Source organism: Streptomyces sp. NPDC057900 (assembly GCF_042887885.1).
In the GTDB taxonomy this organism is placed as follows: Bacteria; Actinomycetota; Actinomycetes; order Streptomycetales; family Streptomycetaceae; genus Streptomyces.
The window spans coordinates 225,048-243,319 of record NZ_JBHVOI010000005.1 but is presented as its reverse complement, the minus strand read 5'-3'; the positions used below and the strand labels follow the sequence as shown (position 1 = coordinate 243,319).

Annotated in this window: 17 protein-coding genes; 10 read left to right on the top strand and 7 right to left on the bottom strand. The window is 71.5% G+C overall.

Annotated elements, in window-relative coordinates:
- The first annotated feature begins 63 nt into the window (after window positions 1–63).
- Window positions 64–1,473 (top strand): type I glutamate--ammonia ligase, encoded by a 1,410-nt coding sequence (gene glnA, locus ACFVQ0_RS21355; protein WP_390090226.1) that lies wholly within the window; start codon window positions 64–66, stop codon window positions 1,471–1,473.
- A gap of 189 nt (window positions 1,474–1,662) precedes the next feature.
- Here glnA and ACFVQ0_RS21350 read toward each other — a convergent pair whose 3' ends face one another.
- Together ACFVQ0_RS21350 and ACFVQ0_RS21345 are read right to left on the bottom strand one after the other, a co-directional pair.
- The gene (locus ACFVQ0_RS21350) at window positions 1,663–2,601 is read right to left on the bottom strand and encodes a metallophosphoesterase family protein (protein ID WP_390090224.1); all 939 of its coding nucleotides are present in this window, start codon (window positions 2,599–2,601) and stop codon (window positions 1,663–1,665) included.
- 184 nt (window positions 2,602–2,785) lie between these two features.
- A complete protein-coding gene (locus ACFVQ0_RS21345) occupies window positions 2,786–3,271 on the bottom strand; it encodes a hypothetical protein (protein WP_390090222.1) in 486 nt (161 codons plus the stop codon).
- A 130-nt stretch (window positions 3,272–3,401) separates the two neighbouring features.
- On the opposite strand from ACFVQ0_RS21345, the gene ACFVQ0_RS21340 reads away from it, so the two are divergent.
- Window positions 3,402–3,851, top strand: a complete 450-nt coding sequence (locus ACFVQ0_RS21340; RefSeq protein WP_390090220.1) for a hypothetical protein — start codon at window positions 3,402–3,404, stop codon at window positions 3,849–3,851.
- Window positions 3,852–3,911: 60 nt separating this feature from the next.
- Here the strand turns inward: ACFVQ0_RS21340 and ACFVQ0_RS21335 are convergent, their stop codons facing one another.
- Window positions 3,912–4,181: a hypothetical protein gene (locus tag ACFVQ0_RS21335; protein WP_390090218.1), complete on the bottom strand. Its 270-nt coding sequence runs from the start codon at window positions 4,179–4,181 to the stop codon at window positions 3,912–3,914.
- Between the two features lie 119 nt (window positions 4,182–4,300).
- On the opposite strand from ACFVQ0_RS21335, the gene ACFVQ0_RS21330 reads away from it, so the two are divergent.
- Window positions 4,301–4,660, top strand: coding sequence for an arsenate reductase family protein (locus ACFVQ0_RS21330; protein ID WP_390090216.1), 360 nt, complete (start codon window positions 4,301–4,303; stop codon window positions 4,658–4,660).
- A gap of 18 nt (window positions 4,661–4,678) precedes the next feature.
- On the opposite strand, the gene ACFVQ0_RS21325 is transcribed toward ACFVQ0_RS21330, so the two are convergent.
- The gene (locus ACFVQ0_RS21325) at window positions 4,679–5,557 is read right to left on the bottom strand and encodes an alpha/beta fold hydrolase (RefSeq protein ID WP_390090214.1); all 879 of its coding nucleotides are present in this window, start codon (window positions 5,555–5,557) and stop codon (window positions 4,679–4,681) included.
- A 69-nt stretch (window positions 5,558–5,626) separates the two neighbouring features.
- On the opposite strand from ACFVQ0_RS21325, the gene ACFVQ0_RS21320 reads away from it, so the two are divergent.
- Entirely contained in the window at window positions 5,627–6,136 is a 510-nt protein-coding gene (locus ACFVQ0_RS21320; RefSeq protein ID WP_390090212.1) for a MarR family winged helix-turn-helix transcriptional regulator, read from the top strand.
- 18 nt (window positions 6,137–6,154) lie between these two features.
- Here ACFVQ0_RS21320 and ACFVQ0_RS21315 read toward each other — a convergent pair whose 3' ends face one another.
- Complete coding sequence (locus tag ACFVQ0_RS21315) at window positions 6,155–7,069, bottom strand: Gfo/Idh/MocA family protein (protein WP_390090210.1); 915 nt, start codon at window positions 7,067–7,069, stop codon at window positions 6,155–6,157.
- 66 nt (window positions 7,070–7,135) lie between these two features.
- On the opposite strand from ACFVQ0_RS21315, the gene ACFVQ0_RS21310 reads away from it, so the two are divergent.
- The 4 genes from ACFVQ0_RS21310 to ACFVQ0_RS21295 all read left to right on the top strand — a co-directional run bounded on the left by ACFVQ0_RS21310 (window position 7,136) and on the right by ACFVQ0_RS21295 (window position 12,099).
- Window positions 7,136–8,812 (top strand): hypothetical protein, encoded by a 1,677-nt coding sequence (locus tag ACFVQ0_RS21310; RefSeq protein ID WP_390090747.1) that lies wholly within the window; start codon window positions 7,136–7,138, stop codon window positions 8,810–8,812.
- Entirely contained in the window at window positions 8,809–9,942 is a 1,134-nt protein-coding gene (locus tag ACFVQ0_RS21305; protein ID WP_390090208.1) for a hypothetical protein, read from the top strand. Before ACFVQ0_RS21310 ends, ACFVQ0_RS21305 begins: the two co-directional genes overlap by 4 nt.
- A gap of 153 nt (window positions 9,943–10,095) precedes the next feature.
- Complete coding sequence (glnII, locus tag ACFVQ0_RS21300) at window positions 10,096–11,130, top strand: glutamine synthetase (RefSeq protein WP_390090206.1); 1,035 nt, start codon at window positions 10,096–10,098, stop codon at window positions 11,128–11,130.
- A gap of 357 nt (window positions 11,131–11,487) precedes the next feature.
- Complete coding sequence (locus tag ACFVQ0_RS21295; protein ID WP_390090204.1) at window positions 11,488–12,099, top strand: winged helix-turn-helix domain-containing protein; 612 nt, start codon at window positions 11,488–11,490, stop codon at window positions 12,097–12,099.
- Window positions 12,100–12,190: 91 nt separating this feature from the next.
- On the opposite strand, the gene ACFVQ0_RS21290 is transcribed toward ACFVQ0_RS21295, so the two are convergent.
- On the bottom strand, window positions 12,191–14,326 hold the full coding sequence (locus ACFVQ0_RS21290; RefSeq protein ID WP_390090202.1) for an MMPL family transporter: 2,136 nt from the start codon (window positions 14,324–14,326) through the stop codon (window positions 12,191–12,193).
- A gap of 285 nt (window positions 14,327–14,611) precedes the next feature.
- Between ACFVQ0_RS21290 and ACFVQ0_RS21285 the strand changes: the two genes are divergently transcribed.
- Together ACFVQ0_RS21285 and ACFVQ0_RS21280 are read left to right on the top strand one after the other, a co-directional pair.
- Entirely contained in the window at window positions 14,612–15,880 is a 1,269-nt protein-coding gene (locus tag ACFVQ0_RS21285; RefSeq protein ID WP_390090200.1) for a sensor histidine kinase, read from the top strand.
- Complete coding sequence (locus ACFVQ0_RS21280; RefSeq protein ID WP_371773638.1) at window positions 15,865–16,512, top strand: LuxR C-terminal-related transcriptional regulator; 648 nt, start codon at window positions 15,865–15,867, stop codon at window positions 16,510–16,512. Before ACFVQ0_RS21285 ends, ACFVQ0_RS21280 begins: the two co-directional genes overlap by 16 nt.
- Here ACFVQ0_RS21280 and ACFVQ0_RS21275 read toward each other — a convergent pair.
- Window positions 16,509–18,167, bottom strand: coding sequence for an alpha-L-fucosidase (locus ACFVQ0_RS21275; RefSeq protein WP_390090198.1), 1,659 nt, complete (start codon window positions 18,165–18,167; stop codon window positions 16,509–16,511). The two genes, ACFVQ0_RS21280 and ACFVQ0_RS21275, sit on opposite strands and share 4 nt — an antisense overlap.
- Window positions 18,168–18,272: the final 105 nt, after the last annotated feature.

Here is an 18,272-nt window from a genome sequence, read left to right as displayed (position 1 = left end):
CGCACTGGCCGCACAACGAGCTGCAACCCCGTCCCACCCCGGGCCGGGAGTAGGAGGAGTTGGATGTTCCAGAACGCCGACGACGTGAAGAAGTACATCGCCGACGAAGACGTCAAGTTCATCGACGTCCGGTTCTGCGACCTGCCCGGTGTGATGCAGCACTTCACCATCCCGGCGGCGGTCTTCGACCCGACCGAGGAGCTCGCCTTCGACGGCTCGTCGATCCGCGGCTTCCAGGCCATCCACGAGTCCGACATGGCGCTCCGCGCGGACCTGTCGACCGCCCGTGTCGACCCCTTCCGCCGTGACAAGACCGTCAACATCAACTTCTTCATCCACGACCCGATCACCGGCGAGCAGTACAGCCGTGACCCGCGCAACGTGGCCAAGAAGGCCGAGGCGTACCTGGCCTCCACCGGCATCGCCGACACCGCGTTCTTCGGTCCCGAGGCCGAGTTCTACGTCTTCGACAACGTCCGCTTCCAGACGTCGGCGAACGAGAGCTTCTACCACATCGACTCCGAGGCGGGCGCCTGGAACACCGGGTCGGAGGAGAACAACCGCGGCTACAAGGTCCGCTACAAGGGCGGTTACTTCCCGACCCCGCCGGTGGACCACTTCGCCGACCTGCGTGCGGAGATCTCCCTGGAGCTGGACAAGAACGGCCTCCAGGTCGAGCGCCAGCACCACGAGGTCGGCACCGCCGGCCAGGCGGAGATCAACTACAAGTTCAACACGCTGCTCGCCGCGGCCGACGACCTGATGCTCTTCAAGTACATCGTGAAGAACGTCGCCTGGCGCAACGGCAAGACCGCGACCTTCATGCCGAAGCCGATCTTCGGCGACAACGGCTCGGGCATGCACGTCCACCAGTCCCTGTGGGCCGGCGGCGACCCGCTGTTCTACGACGAGCAGGGCTACGCGGGCCTCTCGGACATGGCGCGCTACTACATCGGCGGCATCCTGAAGCACGCCCCGTCGCTGCTGGCGTTCACCAACCCGACGGTGAACTCCTACCACCGCCTGGTCCCCGGCTTCGAGGCCCCGGTCAACATGGTCTACTCGCAGCGCAACCGCTCCGCCGCGATGCGCATCCCGATCACGGGCTCCAACCCGAAGGCCAAGCGCGTCGAGTTCCGCGCCCCGGACCCGTCGTCCAACCCGTACCTCGCCTTCTCGGCCCTCCTGATGGCCGGCCTGGACGGCGTGAAGAACAAGATCGAGCCGCCGGAGCCGATCGACAAGGACCTCTACGAGCTGGCTCCCGAGGAGCACGCCAACGTCCAGCAGGTCCCGACGTCCCTCCCGGCCGTCCTCGACGCCCTTGAGGCGGACCACGAGTACCTCCTGGCAGGCGGCGTCTTCACGCCCGACCTGATCGAGACGTGGATCGACTTCAAGCGCACGAACGAGATCGCCCCGATCCAGCTGCGCCCGCACCCGCACGAGTTCGAGCTGTACTTCGACCTCTAAGAGGCGGGGCCGGGTGACCCGGTCGCCGACCTGATCCCAGAACAGCCGAAGAGGGCCGCTTCCCCATCGCGTGGGAGCGGCCCTCTTCGGTCTGCCGCGGAGTTCGAAGCGGTCGGCCGCCTCTGTGCCGCCCGCGCGGCGAGCGGATCGGCTGTCCCGGTCAGCTCAGCTCCTTCGTGACCTGCTCCATCACGCCCTGCCAGTGGGCGCGTTGCCGCTCCCGGCCGCTTCCCCTCCGCTGTCCGGCTCCTTGGGCGGTGGTTCGTACGGGAGGATCTGGCGCAGCAGTCCGTAGGGGTGGCCCCGCTTGCGCCACTCCCTGGGGTAGCCGATCGAGACCTCCTCGAAGCGCACCCCGTCGTACCAGGTGGTGCGGGGGATGTGGAGGTGCCCGTAGACCACTGCCGCGACGTTGAAACGGCGGTGCCAGTCCGCCGTGAGTTCCGTTCCGCACCACTGGGCGAACTCCGGGTGCCACAGCACCGATGTGGGCTCGCGGACCAGCGGCCAGTGGCCGGCGAGGACCAGGGGGATGTCCGGGTCGTGGGCGGCGAGCCGCTGCTCGGTCAGGGCCACCCGGGCCCGGCACCAGTCGTCCCGTGCGGGGTACGGGTCGTGGTGCAGCATGTACTCGTCCGTGCAAATGACGCCGGCCTCCTGGGCGCGGGCGAGGGATTCCTCCTTGTTCGCCGTGCCCGGGACCCGGAAGGTGTAGTCGTACAGGAGGAACATCGGCGCGACGGCCACCGGGCCGCCCGGTCCCTGCCACAGCGGGAACGGGTCCTCCGGGGTGCTCACGCCCAGCTTTCCGCACAGCTCGACCAGGCCCTCGTAGCGCGCCCGGCCGGTCAGTCGCACCGGGTCCTTGTCCGTCGTCCACAGCTCGTGGTTGCCGGGGGTCCAGACGACATGGGCGAACCGCTCGGCGAGCAGCTCAAGAGCCCATTCGACGTCAGCCATCTTCTCGGCCACGTCGCCGGCGACGATGAGCCAGTCCTGGTCGCCGGACGGGCGCAACGACTCGACGATCAGCCGGTTCTCGGCCATGCCGACGTGCAGGTCACTGACCGCGAGGAGCCGGCTCTCCACCGCTCCCGCCGACGGGCCGGGATCGTTCGGAAGACTCATGGAGACGGTTTCCCGTTCTGTCGGCCGAAGAGTGCCCCCGCGGCGACCGTGCGGAGCTTTTCGAAATCACCGTCTCATGGCCAACTGCGCGATGGCAATGATCAGTTGTCCGCTTTGGGGTGATGCTGTCCGCTGCCCGTGCCGGTGTCTGCGGACCGGCGGAATCCGTTGGCGCCCGTCGCGGTCAGTGCCGCAGTGCCTTGCCCACCTCGGCCTTGATGTCGCCGTCGAGCTTGCGGTTGCTGCGGGCGGTGGCGTCCTTGGTGGCCTTGGCGGCGACGTCGTCGACCGTCACCACGACCGTGTCGAGCAGGTTTCCGCTCTGATCGCGGAAGTTGATCTGTACGCCGTAGGACTGCTTCGAGTCTCCGCTGTTGTGGACGGTGACCTTCGAGGAGGCGCGGCCGTCCTTGCCGGTGGTCGCCGCACCGGCCTTGACGTCGCCGCTCGCGTTCACGCCGTCCTTGAAGCTGTTCAGCTTGTCCTGGGCGGCGGCCGTCGCGGAGGCGACCGCGTCGGCGCCCCTGGACGCCAGTGAGGAGGCCGCCGACGCGGCCTTGGACGCCGAGCTGGACGCGCTGTCCCCGTCGTCCGAGCACGCCGTGGCCCCCGCCGCCACGGCCACCGCCACCAGCACGGCACCCACGCCCCGTACGACTCGCCTCGTCATCGTGCCTCCCAGCACTCGTCGACCGTCCCAAGTCAAGGCGGCGGCGGGTGGTGCCGCATGCGCTGTGGGCCGGACGGGTGAGGGGGGCGGCGGGGTCGCGGGGCGGGGCCGGAGCGGGGAGGGTGGGCGCATGAGCGAGCAGGTGACCGATGACGGGCCGGACGGGCCGGACGGGTCGCGGCCCCCTCGGCGGCGGCTCTGGCCGTGGGTGCTGCTGATGGCCGTCGTACTCCTGGCACTGGCCGCGGGCGCGGTCTCCGCGGTGCTGGCCCACGGGCTGGCCGAGCAGAGCTCGGAGCGGCTGCGGATCAGGTACGAGGTCACCGGCACCGCCAAGGACGTGACGCTCACCTACAGCACCTGGCAGGGCGAGGCCCTCTCCACCGGGCGGCTCACCCTGCGGACGCTGCCCTGGGCCGGGGAGCTGGAGACCAGGGGGTTCATGAACAGCGGCTCGTTCGTCGTCAGCCTCGGGAGGTCCGGCGGCGACGTCGCGTGCTCCGTGAAGGTGGACGACATCACCCGGCGGACCGACCGGGCCTCCGGCGCCTTCGCCACCGCCACCTGCGACGGGTACTGAGACGCGGCCGCGCCCCCGGGATCTCCCGGGGGCGCGGCGGACCGGACCGGTGGCCCCCGGTCAGCGGCCGTAGCGGATGAGCGCGCGGACCATGCGGCAGGTGGTGTCGGACGGCGGGTGGATACCGAGGCGCTCCGCGGCCGTGCGTATCCGGGCGTTGCTCGCGCTCGACGGCTGGTGAACTCCGCTGTCGAGCAGGACTATCGCCAGGCGCATCGCCTTCAGCCGCCGGTTGTGGGCGACGTACCACTCACGGGGGCGTCCGGCGGGCAGGCGCTTCTTCTGCAGGGGCTTGTGGAGCGGCTTGGTCGTGACTGCGGCAACGGCCATTGGCAACCTCCTGGCACGGTGGTGGAACCCTCACGAACTCCCTCCATTTTACTGCCCGGCACTGACAATCGCCCCTGGCCAGAGGGGCTTTCGCGGGTCCATCCCGTACCGTTGGCCCCATGGAGATCTGGATCAATCCCGCCTGTTCCAAATGCCGCGGCGCGGTGCAGCTGCTCGACGCGGAGGGCGCCGACTACACGGTCCGCCGCTACCTGGAGGACGTGCCGTCGCCGGACGAGATCCGGGCCGTCCTCGGCCGGCTCGGGCTGGAGCCGTGGGACATCACGCGGACCCAGGAGGCGGACGCGAAGGAGCTGGGGCTCAAGGAGTGGCCGCGCGATGCCGCCGCTCGGGAGCGATGGATCACGGCGCTCGCCGAGCACCCGAAGCTGATCCAGCGGCCGATCATCACCGCCGAGGACGGCACCGCCGTGGTCGCGCGCACCGACGAGGCGGTACGGGACGCGATGGGGCGCTGAGCCGGGGGCCGCGGACCTCTACCGCGCCTGGTCGAGGAACTGGGCCATTCTGCGGTTCAGTTCGGCCGCCGTCGGCCCGTGGAGCGGCAGGGCGTGGTGGGAGACGCCGGGCAGGACGGCCGTTTCCGCGTGCGGCAGCAGCCTGTTCGCGGTGGCCGCCACCCGGTCCGCGTCATGGGCCCGGCCCTGTCCGGCGAGCAGCACCAGGGCCGGTACGTCGAGCGCGCGCAGGGCCTCGGGGGACGGGCGGGGGCCGGTGACCGGGCGGGCCGAGGGGAATCCGGCCGCCGCCTCGCGCAGCCGCAGCCAGACCGGGTCGAGCGCGGCCCCGCCCGTCTCCCAGTCCAGGAAGGCGCGCGTCCGTACGGGGTTCGGGCGCAGCAGCATCGGGAGCGCGTGCAGCAGATAGCCGGGGCGGAAGCCGGTGAAGCAGCCGGTGGGGTCGACGAGGACCAGCCCGCCGACCCGGCGGGGCGCGTGCAGGGCGTACCGGAGGGCTATCCAGCCGCCGTACGAGTGGCCGCACAGCGCGGTGGGTTCAGCGCCCAGGCCGTCCAGTACCGCGTCGAGCCAGGCGTTCAGATCGTCCACGGTACGGATGGGGCGCTCCCCCGGCGTGCTGCGGCCGGGCTCGCCCACGAGGTCCACGGCGTGTACCCGGTGCGTGCGGCCCAGCTCTGCGGCCTGGGCGTACCAGACCGTGGAGGTCGCGCCGCCGCCGGGCAGCAGGATCAGGGGCGGTGCGTCCTCGGGGCCGTGGCTGTTGAGGCGGGTGGTGCCGTACGGGGTGGGGATGTCGCTCCGCGCCGTTCCGGCGGGCCACTTGGCCGTGATGACCTCGTCGTACGCCGCGAGGAAGGCCGCGTCACCGGTCGCGGGCTGCCGGGTGGATGTCATGGGGTGCTCCCTGGACTCCGTACACCTGGATATTATCTCGCTGAGCGAGATAATAGACGAGGAGCGGTGATGAGCGACCGGGGACGTGAAATGGAGATCGTCCATCTGCTGCGCCGGGTCACGGCCGAATTCGGGCTGCGGCAGGCCGAGTTCGCGGCCCGGAACGGGATGCATCCGACCGATGTGCGGGCCCTGGTCTGTCTGCTCGACGCCGGACGGAACGGGACCGATGTGACGGCGGGCGGGCTCGGCGCGGAGCTCGGGCTGAATTCGGCGGGCACCACCTCGCTCATCGACCGGCTGGAGCGGCTCGGCCACCTCACCCGGTCCCGTGACGCGCGCGACCGGCGCCGGGTGCTGCTGAGTGTGACGCCGCAGGCGGTGGAGCTGGGGTGGGCGGCGTTCGGACCGGCGATCGGGAGCGCCGTCGAGCTGCTGCGCGGCTTCGACGACACCGAGGTGGCCGCCGTCCGGCGCTTCCTGGACGGCTTCCGCGCCGCGCTGTCGCGGGGACCGGGCGACGCGGCGCCGGGGAAGGGCCCCGGCGCCGGACCGGCCGGCGCACCCCCGCGGCCCTGACCCGACGCCGGTCCCCGGCTACTCCGCGGACCCCGCCTGTGCCTCGGCCTCCGCGAGCAGTTCCGTCAGCCGGAGCCCGAACCGTACGTCGCAGGGGTGCGCCACTCCCGTACGCACCGATTCGATCAGCGCGTCCACCGCCGCCCCGAAGGCGCCCACCGCACCGTCCCACCGGGGCAGCCCGACGATGCCGTGTTCGCCCCTGAGCTCCACCTCGACCCCGGTCGCCGCCTGCGGGGCGGCCAGGGTGAGCGTCACCGTGCTGGAGGCCCCGGAGGCGTGGCGGAGGATGAGGTGGTGGGTGTCGGCGGGGCCGCGGGCGGCGGTCAGCCGGGTCACGTCGCCCAGCACCGGGATGAGGACGGAGAGCGCGTGCGGGCCGACGTCCCAGAGGCCGCCCTTCTCGTGGCGCCAGGGGGACGCGGCGTACTCGCTGTCGACGCCGGGCGCCCACAGGGCGCCGATCCAGTGGGCGTGCGCGGTGAACCAGCCGCCCGCCGCGTGCTGTTCCGCGATCCAGGCCGCGGTCTCCGGGGCGAACCGCAGCGTGCAGAAGACGACCGAGGCGACCCGGGCCCGCTCCGCCGCCTCCGCCACCTCGCGGGCGGCCGCGACGCTCGTCGCCACCGGCTTGTCCATCAGCAGATGGCAGCCGGCCGCCGCGGCGCGGGCGGCCAGCGGCGCCTGGACGTCCGGCGGCAGGGCGAACGCGATGGCGTCGCTCGCGGCGAACAGCTCGTCGAGCCCCGCGTCACCGGTGTAAGCCGGGGCGCCATGGGCCCCGGCCAGCTCCCGCGCGGCCTCGGCCCGGCGGCCCCACACCCCGCTCAGCACGGCGCCTGGGTGCGCGGCGATGGCGGGGGCGTGGGCGTTGCCGGCCCAGGGGCCGGTACCGACCAGGCCGATACGCAGGGGTTTCACGGATGTCGTCATGGCACAAGTGTGCCCGGTACGGACGGCGCCTCGAAGAATCCGGGTGTGGCGGGCGCACGGAACCGGCTGGCGGGGCGCGCGGAATCCGGTGGCGGGGCGCGCGGCCGGGCGGTTACGTTGAGCCGGCCGGCCGCGGGACTCCGGTGCGACTTCCGGGACTTGCCTGTAAAGCAAATATTTCGCTGTTCGCGCCCCCATTCCCCGGCCGGCTTCCGCTTGCGCGTACCGTCTCGCGGGCACCACGGGGGATGCATCATGACGACCGAGACCCTTGCCGACCTGGTCGCCGCCGAGGACGTGCTCCTCTTCGTCAACGCGGCGGTCACCGCGACCGGGCAGCGCGAGTTCCACTCGGGGGCGTACCGGCAGCAGCTCTCCCTCGACTTCCTGCACGAGTACGTACGGGTCAACTACCGCCGGGTGTACGCCGCCTCGCTCGCCCTCGACATCAACGACCACAACGCGGCGCGCATCGTGCGGGGGCTGCTGGAGTACGCCGGTGAGGCCACCGTCCAGGAGAAGCGCACCGAGGGCCGGCTGATCGCCGCCCGGCTGGCGAAGCTGCCTCCGCAGCGGGTGTACCGGCTGTTCCGGGAGCTGCGCGCGGCCGGGGTCAACAACCGGCGCACCCGCGCGATCATGCGTGACTGGGTGGCCGCGCGGCCCGATCCGGCGCACGACGCGGTGAAGTACCGCGCGGGGCTGAAGAACGCCGCCCGCCACGCGCACCTCCCTCTCGGCGAACGCGATCACGAACGCGGAAGCGGCAGCGGCGGTGAGCTGGGGGACTTCCTCTTCCGGCCCGGCAGACTGCCCCGCTACCGCAACCAGTTGCTCGACGCCTGGCGCCGTGCCCATTACGAGCAGGGCGCCGTCGGTGAACTCCCCTTCACCGTCGCCGAGGGCTTCGCCGCCCGGCACGGCATGAAGCGGGAGGCGTTCCTGGAGCGGATGGTGCCCCGGATGACCCGGCTGGAGCGGCTTCGCACCCTGGGGCAGCGCGGTACGGCCGCCGCGCCGGAACTGCCGACGGACGTCGATCTGACGGTGATGCCGCTGACCCGGCTCGCCCTGTACGTCCTGTCGTTCCGCCCCGAGCTGCGCGGGCGCCACCGCGAGGTGCTGACCTCGGCCCTGCGCGCCGCGGCCCGTCGAGCGGCGGGTCCGCACGCCGGGAGCTGGGGGCGGGTCGCCGCCGTGCTGGATGACAGCTACTCGTCGTCCGGTTCGGGCGAGAAGCGGCGTCGGCCGCTCGCCGTGGCGCTGGCCTGCGCCTTTCTGCTGGAGGAGCTGGCCGCGCCGGGGGCGTACACCCCGCTGTGGACCACCGGGGCGGCCGATCCGTTGCTGGTCGTGCCCCGGGGCCCGACGCCGCTCGGCAGCCGGATCCTGGACGCCCTGGAGTGCGGCCCCGACCGGCTGGTCATCGTCTCGGACGGCTGGGACAACGCGCCCGCCGGACTCGCGGGCGAGGTGCTGCGGGTGTGGCGGACCAGGATCGACCCGGACCGGCGCACCTCGGTGGTTCATGTGAACCCTGTATACGACGCGGCCGGTTTCGACGTCCGGCGGCTCGCCCCGAGTGTGCCGACGGCCGGTATCCGGGACGCGGAGGACCTGCCCGCCCTGGTGGAGATCGCACAGTTCTCCGAGGGCCGGACCGGGCCCGCCGCACTGCACGCGTACCTGGACCGGCAGGTCGCCCGGTTCGTGACGGCCGGCCAGGAGGGGGATCCACTGTGAACAGGCTCGAACTGACCGGGCTCACCGCCCGCCCCTCGCAGGTCTGGGGCGGCATCCGGCTGGTGCCGCTGGTGCGCGGGAACCCCGTCGAGGGGCTCCGGCTGCACCGCGAGGTGTACACGGGGAGCGGGGCCGGTGTCGTGGAGGTGGGGCCGCGCACCCACTACACCGCGTACATCCCGCACGGCTTCGTGGCCGACTGGTCGGGCGAGGGGACGGGGGCGGCCGCGTACGGCACCCAGCTGGCCGCCGGTGGCGGTGCGGGGAGCACCCCGCCCCGCACCCTGCGGCTGCCTCGGCACCCGCACCACCGGATGGCCAAGCGGCGGCCCGGCGACCGGCTGCGCTTCCTGCCGCTCCACCTCGCGCTGGAGGGCTATCTCTCGCTGCACTTCGGCGGGCCGTCGACCGCCTGGGAGGAGTGGTCGCGGCAGGCGCTGCGCGACGGTCTCTCGCCGCGCGGCGAGGACGCGTACCTGGGGTGGTCGGTGCGCGGGCTCGGCGACGCGCTGCGGGTGTTCGAGATCCACCCCGGCCAGTGCGGGGTGATGGTGTACGCGGCCGACGCGCTTGCCGCCGCGTTCGTCGTGCCGCACCCCGAGGACTACCGCCTGCTGCACGCGTCGCTCGTCCGGGACCTGTACGGGGAACTGGTCCACCAGTACGCGATGTACGGCGCCCCGGTGGCCGCCTTCGGGGCGCGGATCGCGGACGGGCCGGGCCTCGGCACGCTCGCCGGGCTGCGGGCGGCCGCGCTGGAGCAGGAGCGGGAGTGGAGCGAGGCGCACGACACGCTGTTCGCCCGGGAACTGCTGGACTCCTCGTACAGCTTCGACCGGGTGTACCGGATGGGCTCGTTCACGCTGTGGCGGTTCCTGCCGCCGTTCCTGCGGAACGGGACCGGGCAGCACATCGGGGAGACAGTCACCGACCACAAGGGGCGGGTCGCCTACCTCAAGACGTTCCGGCTGTCGGAGGCGCAGATCCGGCGCGGCCATCTGCTGCGGACGCTCGACGCCGCCGACTGGCGGCTCCCGCGCGCCGCCGCGTCGCTGGGCGCCACCGAGGAGGAACTGATCCGGCGGATCCGGGCCGCGGGCTTCGGGACGCTGCTGCGGGCCCGCGGCTGAGGCCCGTACAACACGCCCGTCCCGCGCGGGAAACCTCAGGGCTGTCCCGTAATCCCTGAGGTAACACGGGGTTCACACGAGAGCAACGGACGGGAAATCGCCTCTTGCGAAGCTGCGCTGCATAGACCGCAGCACCCCCAAAGGATGGCTTCCGTGACGTTCAAGGCTGAGTACATCTGGATCGACGGCACCGAGCCGACCGCCAAGCTCCGTTCCAAGACGAAGATCATGCCCGGCTCCCCGTCGTCCGACGCGGCCGGGCTGCCCATCTGGGGCTTCGACGGATCGAGCACCAACCAGGCCGAGGGCCACGCCTCCGACCGGGTGCTGAAGCCGGTCTTCACCTGCCCCGACCCGATCCGCGGCGGCGACGACGTCCTGGTCCTGTGCGAGGTCTTCCACATCGACATGACCCCGCACGAGTCCAACACGCGGGCCTCGCTGCGCCCGGTCGCCGAGCAGTTCGCGGGCCAGGAGCCGGTCTTCGGCATCGAGCAGGAGTACACGTTCTTCGACGGCCACCGGCCGCTCGGCTTCCCCGAGGGCGGCTTCCCGGCCGCGCAGGGCGGCTACTACTGCGGCGTCGGCTCGGACGAGATCTTCGGCCGCGAGATCGTCGAGAAGCACCTCGACAACTGCCTGAAGGCGGGGCTGGCCATCTCCGGCATCAACGCCGAGGTGATGCCCGGTCAGTGGGAGTTCCAGGTCGGACCGGTCTCCCCGCTGGAGGTCTCCGACCACCTGTGGATCGCGCGCTGGCTGCTGTACCGCACCGCGGAGGACTTCAACGTCTCCGCGACCCTGGACCCGAAGCCGGTCAAGGGCGACTGGAACGGCGCGGGGGCGCACACCAACTTCTCCACCAGGGCGATGCGCGAGGGTTACGACGCGATCATCACCGCGTGCGAGTCGCTGGGCGAGGGCTCGAAGCCGATGGACCACGTCAAGCACTACGGCGCGGGCATCGACGACCGGCTGACCGGTCTGCACGAGACCGCCCCGTGGAACGAGTACAGCTACGGCGTCTCCAACCGCGGCGCCTCCGTCCGCATCCCGTGGCAGGTCGAGCAGGACCGCAAGGGCTACATCGAGGACCGCCGTCCCAACGCCAACGTCGACCCGTACGTCGTCACGCGACTGATCGTCGACACCTGCTGCACCGCGCTGGAGAAGGCCGCCCAGGTCTGATCCCGCCCCGCACACGCCCGCGCGCCAAGAGGCGCCCACCGCACGGCCGGTGGGCGCCTCGTCGTACGTCCGGGGTGAGCGATTCAACACCAGGGGTCCGTACCGACGGCTGGGATAAGTCTGCTGCGGGACCGTTTCCTCTGGTTCAATGGGGACATGGCCAGCATCCAGCACACCTCGACAGGTCGCAGCGACCTGGAGCCGTTCTGGCCTTCCCGTCAGCATCACGACTTCGACCGGGTGTGTTGCCGCGCGTTGAACGCGCTGGCCCCCTAAAGCCGCTCACCCCGGTCTTCGGTCCGCGCGCACGCAGCAAGTCCGTCCACAGACGACTCCTCGCGCGAAAGAGCTGACCCCATGGCGAACACTCGTACCGTCTCCGCCGTTTCCGCCGCCACCGCGGCCCAGTCGGCGGCCGCCGCGGCCACCGCCTCCCGTCCCCCCTCCCCCAACCGGCACCGGCTGCGGGCCGTCGCGCCGGACGAGGTCTTCGAGCAGGCCGATGTGGCCGCGTTCCTGGCGCCGGGCACGACCTGGCTGCCCGCACCCCAGCACACCCTGCCGGCGCTGCCGGGCCGGCCTCCGATGGTCGGCTATCTGGTGCTCGTCCCGGCCGACCAGCAGCCGCCCGCCGCGGCGGTCCGGGCCGGGCAGTACGTGGTGCCGGAGGTACTGGAGGAACCGGGCGCGGGCCCCGTGCGCATCGACCCCGTGCAGCGCACCGCCTCGGTGAACGGCGACAAGCTCGACCTCACCTACCTGGAATTCGAGCTCCTCTCCCATCTGGTGGCGCACCCGAACCGGGTGCACACCCGCGACCAGCTGGTCACCACGGTCTGGGGCTACGGGCACGTGGGCGACGGGCGCACCGTCGACGTCCATGTCGCCCGGCTGCGCCGCAAGCTGGGCGCCGAGCACCGCCGGTCGATCCAGACGGTGCGGCGCGTCGGGTACAAGTACACGCCCTGACCCAGGGCCTTTCGCGTCACGTACGGGTGGGCCCCGGTTCCGGTACGTACCGGAACCGGGGCCCACCCGTACGTCCTCTGCTCTGCCGGGGTCAGCCGTGCCGGACCGCGCCCACCGGGTCCGCCGCCGGGCCGGGCTCCGGCTCGCTGTGGTCCAGGGCGGGCAGCCGGGACAGTCCGCGCGGGGTCCGCCAGTTCCGCTCACCGAGCAGCGCCATCACGGAGGGCAGCAGCACCATCCGGACGATCGTCGCGTCCAGCAGCACGGCGACGGCCAGGCCGACGCCCATCTGCTGCATGTCCTGCATGGACAGCGTCCCGAAGACCGCGAACACCGCCACCATGATCACGGCCGCGCCGGTCACCGCGCCCGCCGTCCGGCGGATGCCCTCGTCGATCGCGGCCGGGGTGGCGAGGCCCCGGCCGTGGGCCTCGCGGATCCGGGAGACCACGAAGACGTGGTAGTCCATCGAGAGCCCGAACAGGACGACGAGCACGAACAGCGGCATCCAGGACTCGATCGCGCCGACGCCCTCGGAGCCGATCAGCGAGGCGCCCCAGCCGTGCTGGAAGACGGCGACCATCACTCCGTAGGCGGCGGCCACCGAGAGCAGGTTGAGCAGGATCGCGGTCACGGCGATGACGTAGCTGCGGAAGCAGAACAGCATCACCAGGAACGTCACCGCGGCGATGAAGAGGAAAACGGGCGCGATGCCGCTCTTGAGCTGGGCCGTGAAGTCCACGGACCCGGCGGTCTCACCGGTCACGTAGGCGCGGGCGCCCGTCCCGTCGAAGGCGGCGGGCAGCCGGTGCTCGCGCAGCTCGGTCAGATCGGCCTTCCCGCGCTCCAGCGGGACCTCGAACTCCGCGACGTTCCGCTCCCGGTGGACGGTCACCTTGTCGAAGCCGTCGAGTGCCTCGCGCACGGCGGGGGCCTCGATGTCGTCGGCCTCGACGACCACCTGGGCCGGGGCGGGGCCGCCGGGGAAGGTCTCGCTGATGTGGCGGTAGGCGACGGCCAGTTCGGATTGCGAGCCGAACTGCTTCTCCAGGCCGAGCGACTCGGTCTTCATGCCGAGGGCGGGCGCGGCGAGGACGAGGAGCACGACGACAGAGGCGGCCGCGAAGAACTTCGGACTGGACAGCACGGGCCGCAGCAGCTTTCCGGCGATCCGGCCGCTCTCCTTCTTCGCGCCCCGCTTGCTTCGCCGGTTGAGCAGCGGTACGCGTCCGGCGTCGATCCGGTCGCCCAGCCAGGACAGCAGGGCGGGCAGTACCGTCACGGAGCCCATCATGGCGATGAAGACCACGATGATCGTGGCGACGGCGAAGCCCTTGAACAGCAGCAGTCCGGACAGGAACATGCCGGCCATCGCGACCATGACGGTCAGCCCGGAGACCAGGACGGACCGGCCGCTGGTCGCCGCGGCGATCCGCAGCGCCGTCTCGGCGTCGCGCCCCGCCGCCCGCTCGTCCCGCTCGCGCCGCAGGTAGAAGAGGCAGTAGTCGACGCCGACGGCGAAGCCCATCAGGAACATCACGGAGTACGTGGTCTGGAAGAGGTGCAGCTGGTGGCTGGCGAGCGACAGCAGGCCGAAGGCGGCCATGCAGGCGGTCAGCGCGAGACCGACGGGCAGCAGCGCCGCGACGACGGCGCCGAAGGCGACCAGCAGGATGCCCAGGGCCAGCGGTACGGCGGTGAACTCGGCCTTCTTGAAATCGTCGGAGAGCAGATCGCCCAGCCACTTCCCGGCGCTGGCGTCGCCGAACTGGTGGACCGTGACGTCCGGTTGCCCCTTCCGGACCCCCTCGACGGCGTCCAGGACGGGCTGCACCCGGTCGGATGCGGTGGCGGCGTCCCCCTTCATCTCGAAGGTGATCAGCGCGTCCTTGCCGTTCTCGGCGGGGACCGGAGCCTTGAGGCCGGTCACCTCACCGGTCTTCCCGAGCGCGGTGGTCAGCTCCCGTGCCGCGGTCCTCCAGCCGTCCGGCCGCGCGGAGGAGACCATGACCAGCTCGCCCGCCCGGTGGCCGAGGCCGGCGTCGGAGAGGATCTGCTCGGCCCGCGCCGAGTCGCCCGCACCGTTCTCCGCGTTGGTCATCTCGACCATGCCCGACGCACCGCCGATGCCCGCGGCGAGCACGACGAAGAGCAGCCAGCCGAGAATGGCCGTCTTTCGGTGGTGTGCGCTCCACACACCGATACGTGCCGCGAGATTGCGCCTCATGGCGTGTTCGCCCCCTGAAAGAGTCGTTGGAAAAGCCGGTGGAAGAACCGGCGTAATGACCGGTGGAAGAACCGGTTGTCGAGACACCTCGAATCTAGGAATCCGGGGCCCGCCGCCCCAGCCGCTGGAACACCCACTCCCCCGCGACATAGGGCGAGGCCCCGGGGGTGGTGCTGGGTACACCCCCGCCGGGTGTCAGAGCGGCTGACGGCCGGGCCGTCCCAGGCGTCAGACTGTGTGCGGACCGGGGCTGCCACGAGTGCCGGCGAGAGAAGAGGAACCGATATGAACACGCCGCACGGACGGACAAGGGCCGCGTTGCTGGCCGCGGGGCGCGGGCTGGCGCTGTCGTTCGCGTCGATCGTGGGGTCGGTCACGCTATTTGTGCTCGCGCTGGTCTCCATCACGCTCATCCCGCTGGGCATCGGCCTGGTGACCACCCCGTACGTCATGACAGCGGTACGCAAGCACGCCAATCAGCGCCGGCTGCTGGCGGTCACCTGGTCGGACGTGCGGATCCCGGTCCCGTACCGGCCGTTCCCGAAGGATGTCCGCAGCGGGTTCACCGGGCAGGTGGAGCGGACCACGCTGATACTGAAGGACCCGGCGACCTGGCGGGACATGCAGTGGCTGCTGGTCGACATGACGGCCGGCTATGTGGTGTCGATCATGGCCGCGGTGCTGATGATCTACCCGGTGGAGGGTTTCGTCCTGGCGGCGGGGCTGTGGCGGGTCTTCACCGACGACCGGTACTGGTACGGGTTCGTGCCCGTCGACAGCCAGGCGACCGCGCTCGTCGCCGCCGGGCTCGGCGTGGCGATCTTCGGGGTCGGGGTGCTGCTGAGCGAGCGGCTGCTGCACGCGCACTTCGCGATCGCCCGCTCGATGCTGGCCCCCACCCATGAGCGGGAGCTCGCGCTGCGCGTCGACCGGCTGACCGAGACCCGGCACGAGGCGGTCGACACCGCCGCCTCCGAGCTGCGGCGCATCGAGCGCGATCTGCACGACGGCGCGCAGGCCCGGCTGGTCGCCATGGGCATGAATCTGGGCACCATCGAGGCGCTGGTCGAGAAGGACCCGGCGCAGGCGAAGAAGCTCCTGGCGATGGCCCGCGAGTCGTCCGCCGAGGCGCTCACCGAGCTGCGCGATCTGGTGCGGGGCATCCATCCGCCGGTCCTGGCCGAGCGCGGGCTCGGTGACGCGGTCAAGGCGCTGGCGCTGCGGATGCCGATCGGGACCGAGGTCGAGGTGGAGCTGAACGGCCGCGCGGAGGCGCCGGTCGAGTCGGCCGCGTACTTCGCGGTCAGCGAGATCCTGACGAACGCCGCGAAGCACTCGGGCGCGGACCGGATCTGGGTGGACCTGCACCATGACGACCACATGCTGCGGATCTCCGTCACGGACAACGGAAAGGGCGGTGCGAGCGCCGGATCGGGCTCGGGCCTGAGCGGAGTCGAACGCCGACTCGGTACATTCGACGGCATCATGGCCGTCAGCAGCCCCGCGGGCGGTCCCACCATGGTGACCATGGAGATCCCTTGCGAGTTGTCCTAGCCGAAGATCTCTTCCTGCTGCGCGACGGCCTGGTGCGCATGCTGGAGGCGTACGACTTCGAGATCGCGGCCGCCGTCGAGACGGGGCCCGAACTCACCCGGGCACTGGCCGAGTTGGAGCCGGACGTCGCTGTCGTCGACGTCCGGCTCCCGCCGTCCCACACGGATGAGGGGCTCCAGTGCGCGCTGGCGGCCCGGCGCGCCAGGCCGGGCCTGCCGGTGCTGGTGCTCTCCCAGCACGTCGAGCAGTTGTACGCGCGTGAGCTGCTGGCGGACGGCAACGGCGCCATCGGCTACCTGCTCAAGGACCGGGTCTTCGACGCCGAGCAGTTCATCGACGCGGTCCGCCGGGTCGCGGCGGGCGGCACCGCGATGGACCCGCAGGTGATCTCGCAGCTGCTGTCGCGGCGCTCGCAGGACAAGCCGATGGGCGGGCTGACGCCGCGCGAGAAGGAGGTCATGGAGCAGATGGCACAGGGCCGTTCGAACGCGGCGATCGCCGCCCACATGGTGATCACGGAGCGGGCGGTGGCCAAGCACACCTCGAACATCTTCGGGAAGCTCGGCCTGCCGCCCTCCGACGACGACAACCGCCGCGTTCTGGCCGTACTCGCGTATCTCGACCGCGGTTAGGGCTTGTCCGGCGCGGTGGTGAGGTGCAGGGTCGTGGCTCCCAGGTACGGCTTCGCCCTGGTTTCCAGGACCTTGACCCGCACCGCCGTCGCGGTGACGGCCCCGGGCAGCGGCAGGATGCGCTCGTGGCCGATGGTGGTGCCGTCCGCGATCCGCTGCCACTTCCCGTCGATCCGGGCCTCCACGGCGAACTTCTCCACCCGCTGTCCGTGCCGGATGTCCTCACGGACGGCGACCCGGTCGAAGGTGTACGGGCCCGGCCCCTTCTTGCGCACATCGGTGCCGTAGACCCGGCGCAGATCGGCCCCGAAGGCGGTCAGCGAGGTGACGTCCTCGTCCGCGATCCGGCCGTCGGGCGCGGGCGGGACGTTGAGCAGCAGCGAGGCGTTGCGGCCGACGCTCTTCTCGTACAGGTCCATCAGCTGCGCCGGGGTCTTGGGCTTCTCCTCCGGGTGGAAGAACCAGCCGGGGCGGTTGGAGACGTCGGCCTCTGCCGGGTACCACTGGAGGTAGTTGATGCCCGGTTCGAGGAGCCTGCTCCTGGAACCGATGTCGGGGTCGGTCGAGTCGTTGGGCAGGCTGCCGAGGCCCGTCCACGGGTCGGTGACGTGCGGGGTGACGCTCCACTCGGTCTCGCGGGCGACGCCGGACTCGTTGCCGACCCAGCGCACGCCCTGCGGGCCCTGGAAGACGACGGTGTTCGGCGAGAGCGCCTTGACCATGTCGAACCACTGCTTGACGTCGTACTTCTGGGTGATGCCGGATCCGGACCAGGGGTTGGCGCCGTCCAGCCAGAGCTCCTCGACCGGGCCGTACTGGGTGAAGATCTCGTAGAGCTGGTTGAGGTAGTACGCGTCGTAGTCGTCGGCCTTCACCTTGAAGGTGGGCAGCTTGCCGCTCTTCACACGGGCGGCGCGGTCGTCGCCGGGTACGAGGGTGGGGATGGTGCGCTCGGTGACGGCGCTGCCGTTGCCGAAGCGGCCCTGGCCCGCGGGGGCGCGGTCGCCGTCCTCCAGGGCCATCCGCTCGGGCAGGCTCAGCGTCTCGCCGGCGGCCTCCTTGGCGCGGATCTTCTCGACCCAGTCGGCGTGCCAGGCGTGCGGGAGTTCGGCGCCGTCCGAGGGCGAGAGGTAGAGGCCGACCTTCAGGCCCGCCTTGCGGGCGGCCTTCACGTAGAGGGCGACGACGTCGGGGCTGCCGGGGCTGAGGGCGACCGAGTGGTCGGTGTAGCGGCTCGGGTAGAGGACGAAGCCGTCGTGGTGCTTGACGGTGAGCATGACCTGCTTGATACCGGCGGCCTTGTAGGCGCGCATCCACTGGTCGGCGTCGATGCTCTTGGGCGCGAACAGCTTCTCGTCCTCGGTGCCGGAGCCCCATTCACGGCCGGTGAAGGTGTTCATCCCGAAGTGCGTGAAGGCGGTCACCTCCCGCTGCTGCCAGGCCAGCTGCCCCGTCGTGGGGACGATGTTCGCGGCCTTCTCGATGATCCGGCCGGGGCTGTCGCACGCCTCGATCGTCATCTGCGAAGCGGGTCTCACGGGTGCGCCGCAGGGGGCGGCGGGATGCGCCGGCTGCTGCGCCGTGGCCTGTACGGGGATGAGCGCGGCGGCGGCCGCCAGTGCGAGCGCGCTGAGCACATGGGTGCGTCGTGCCATGGTTCCCTCCCATTCCCGACCACGAGTGGTCGGATCTCTTGGGTACCGACGCGTGCATGTTGCCGCACGGAGTGGCTCCCGGGAAGGGTGCCAGCCAGATACGTC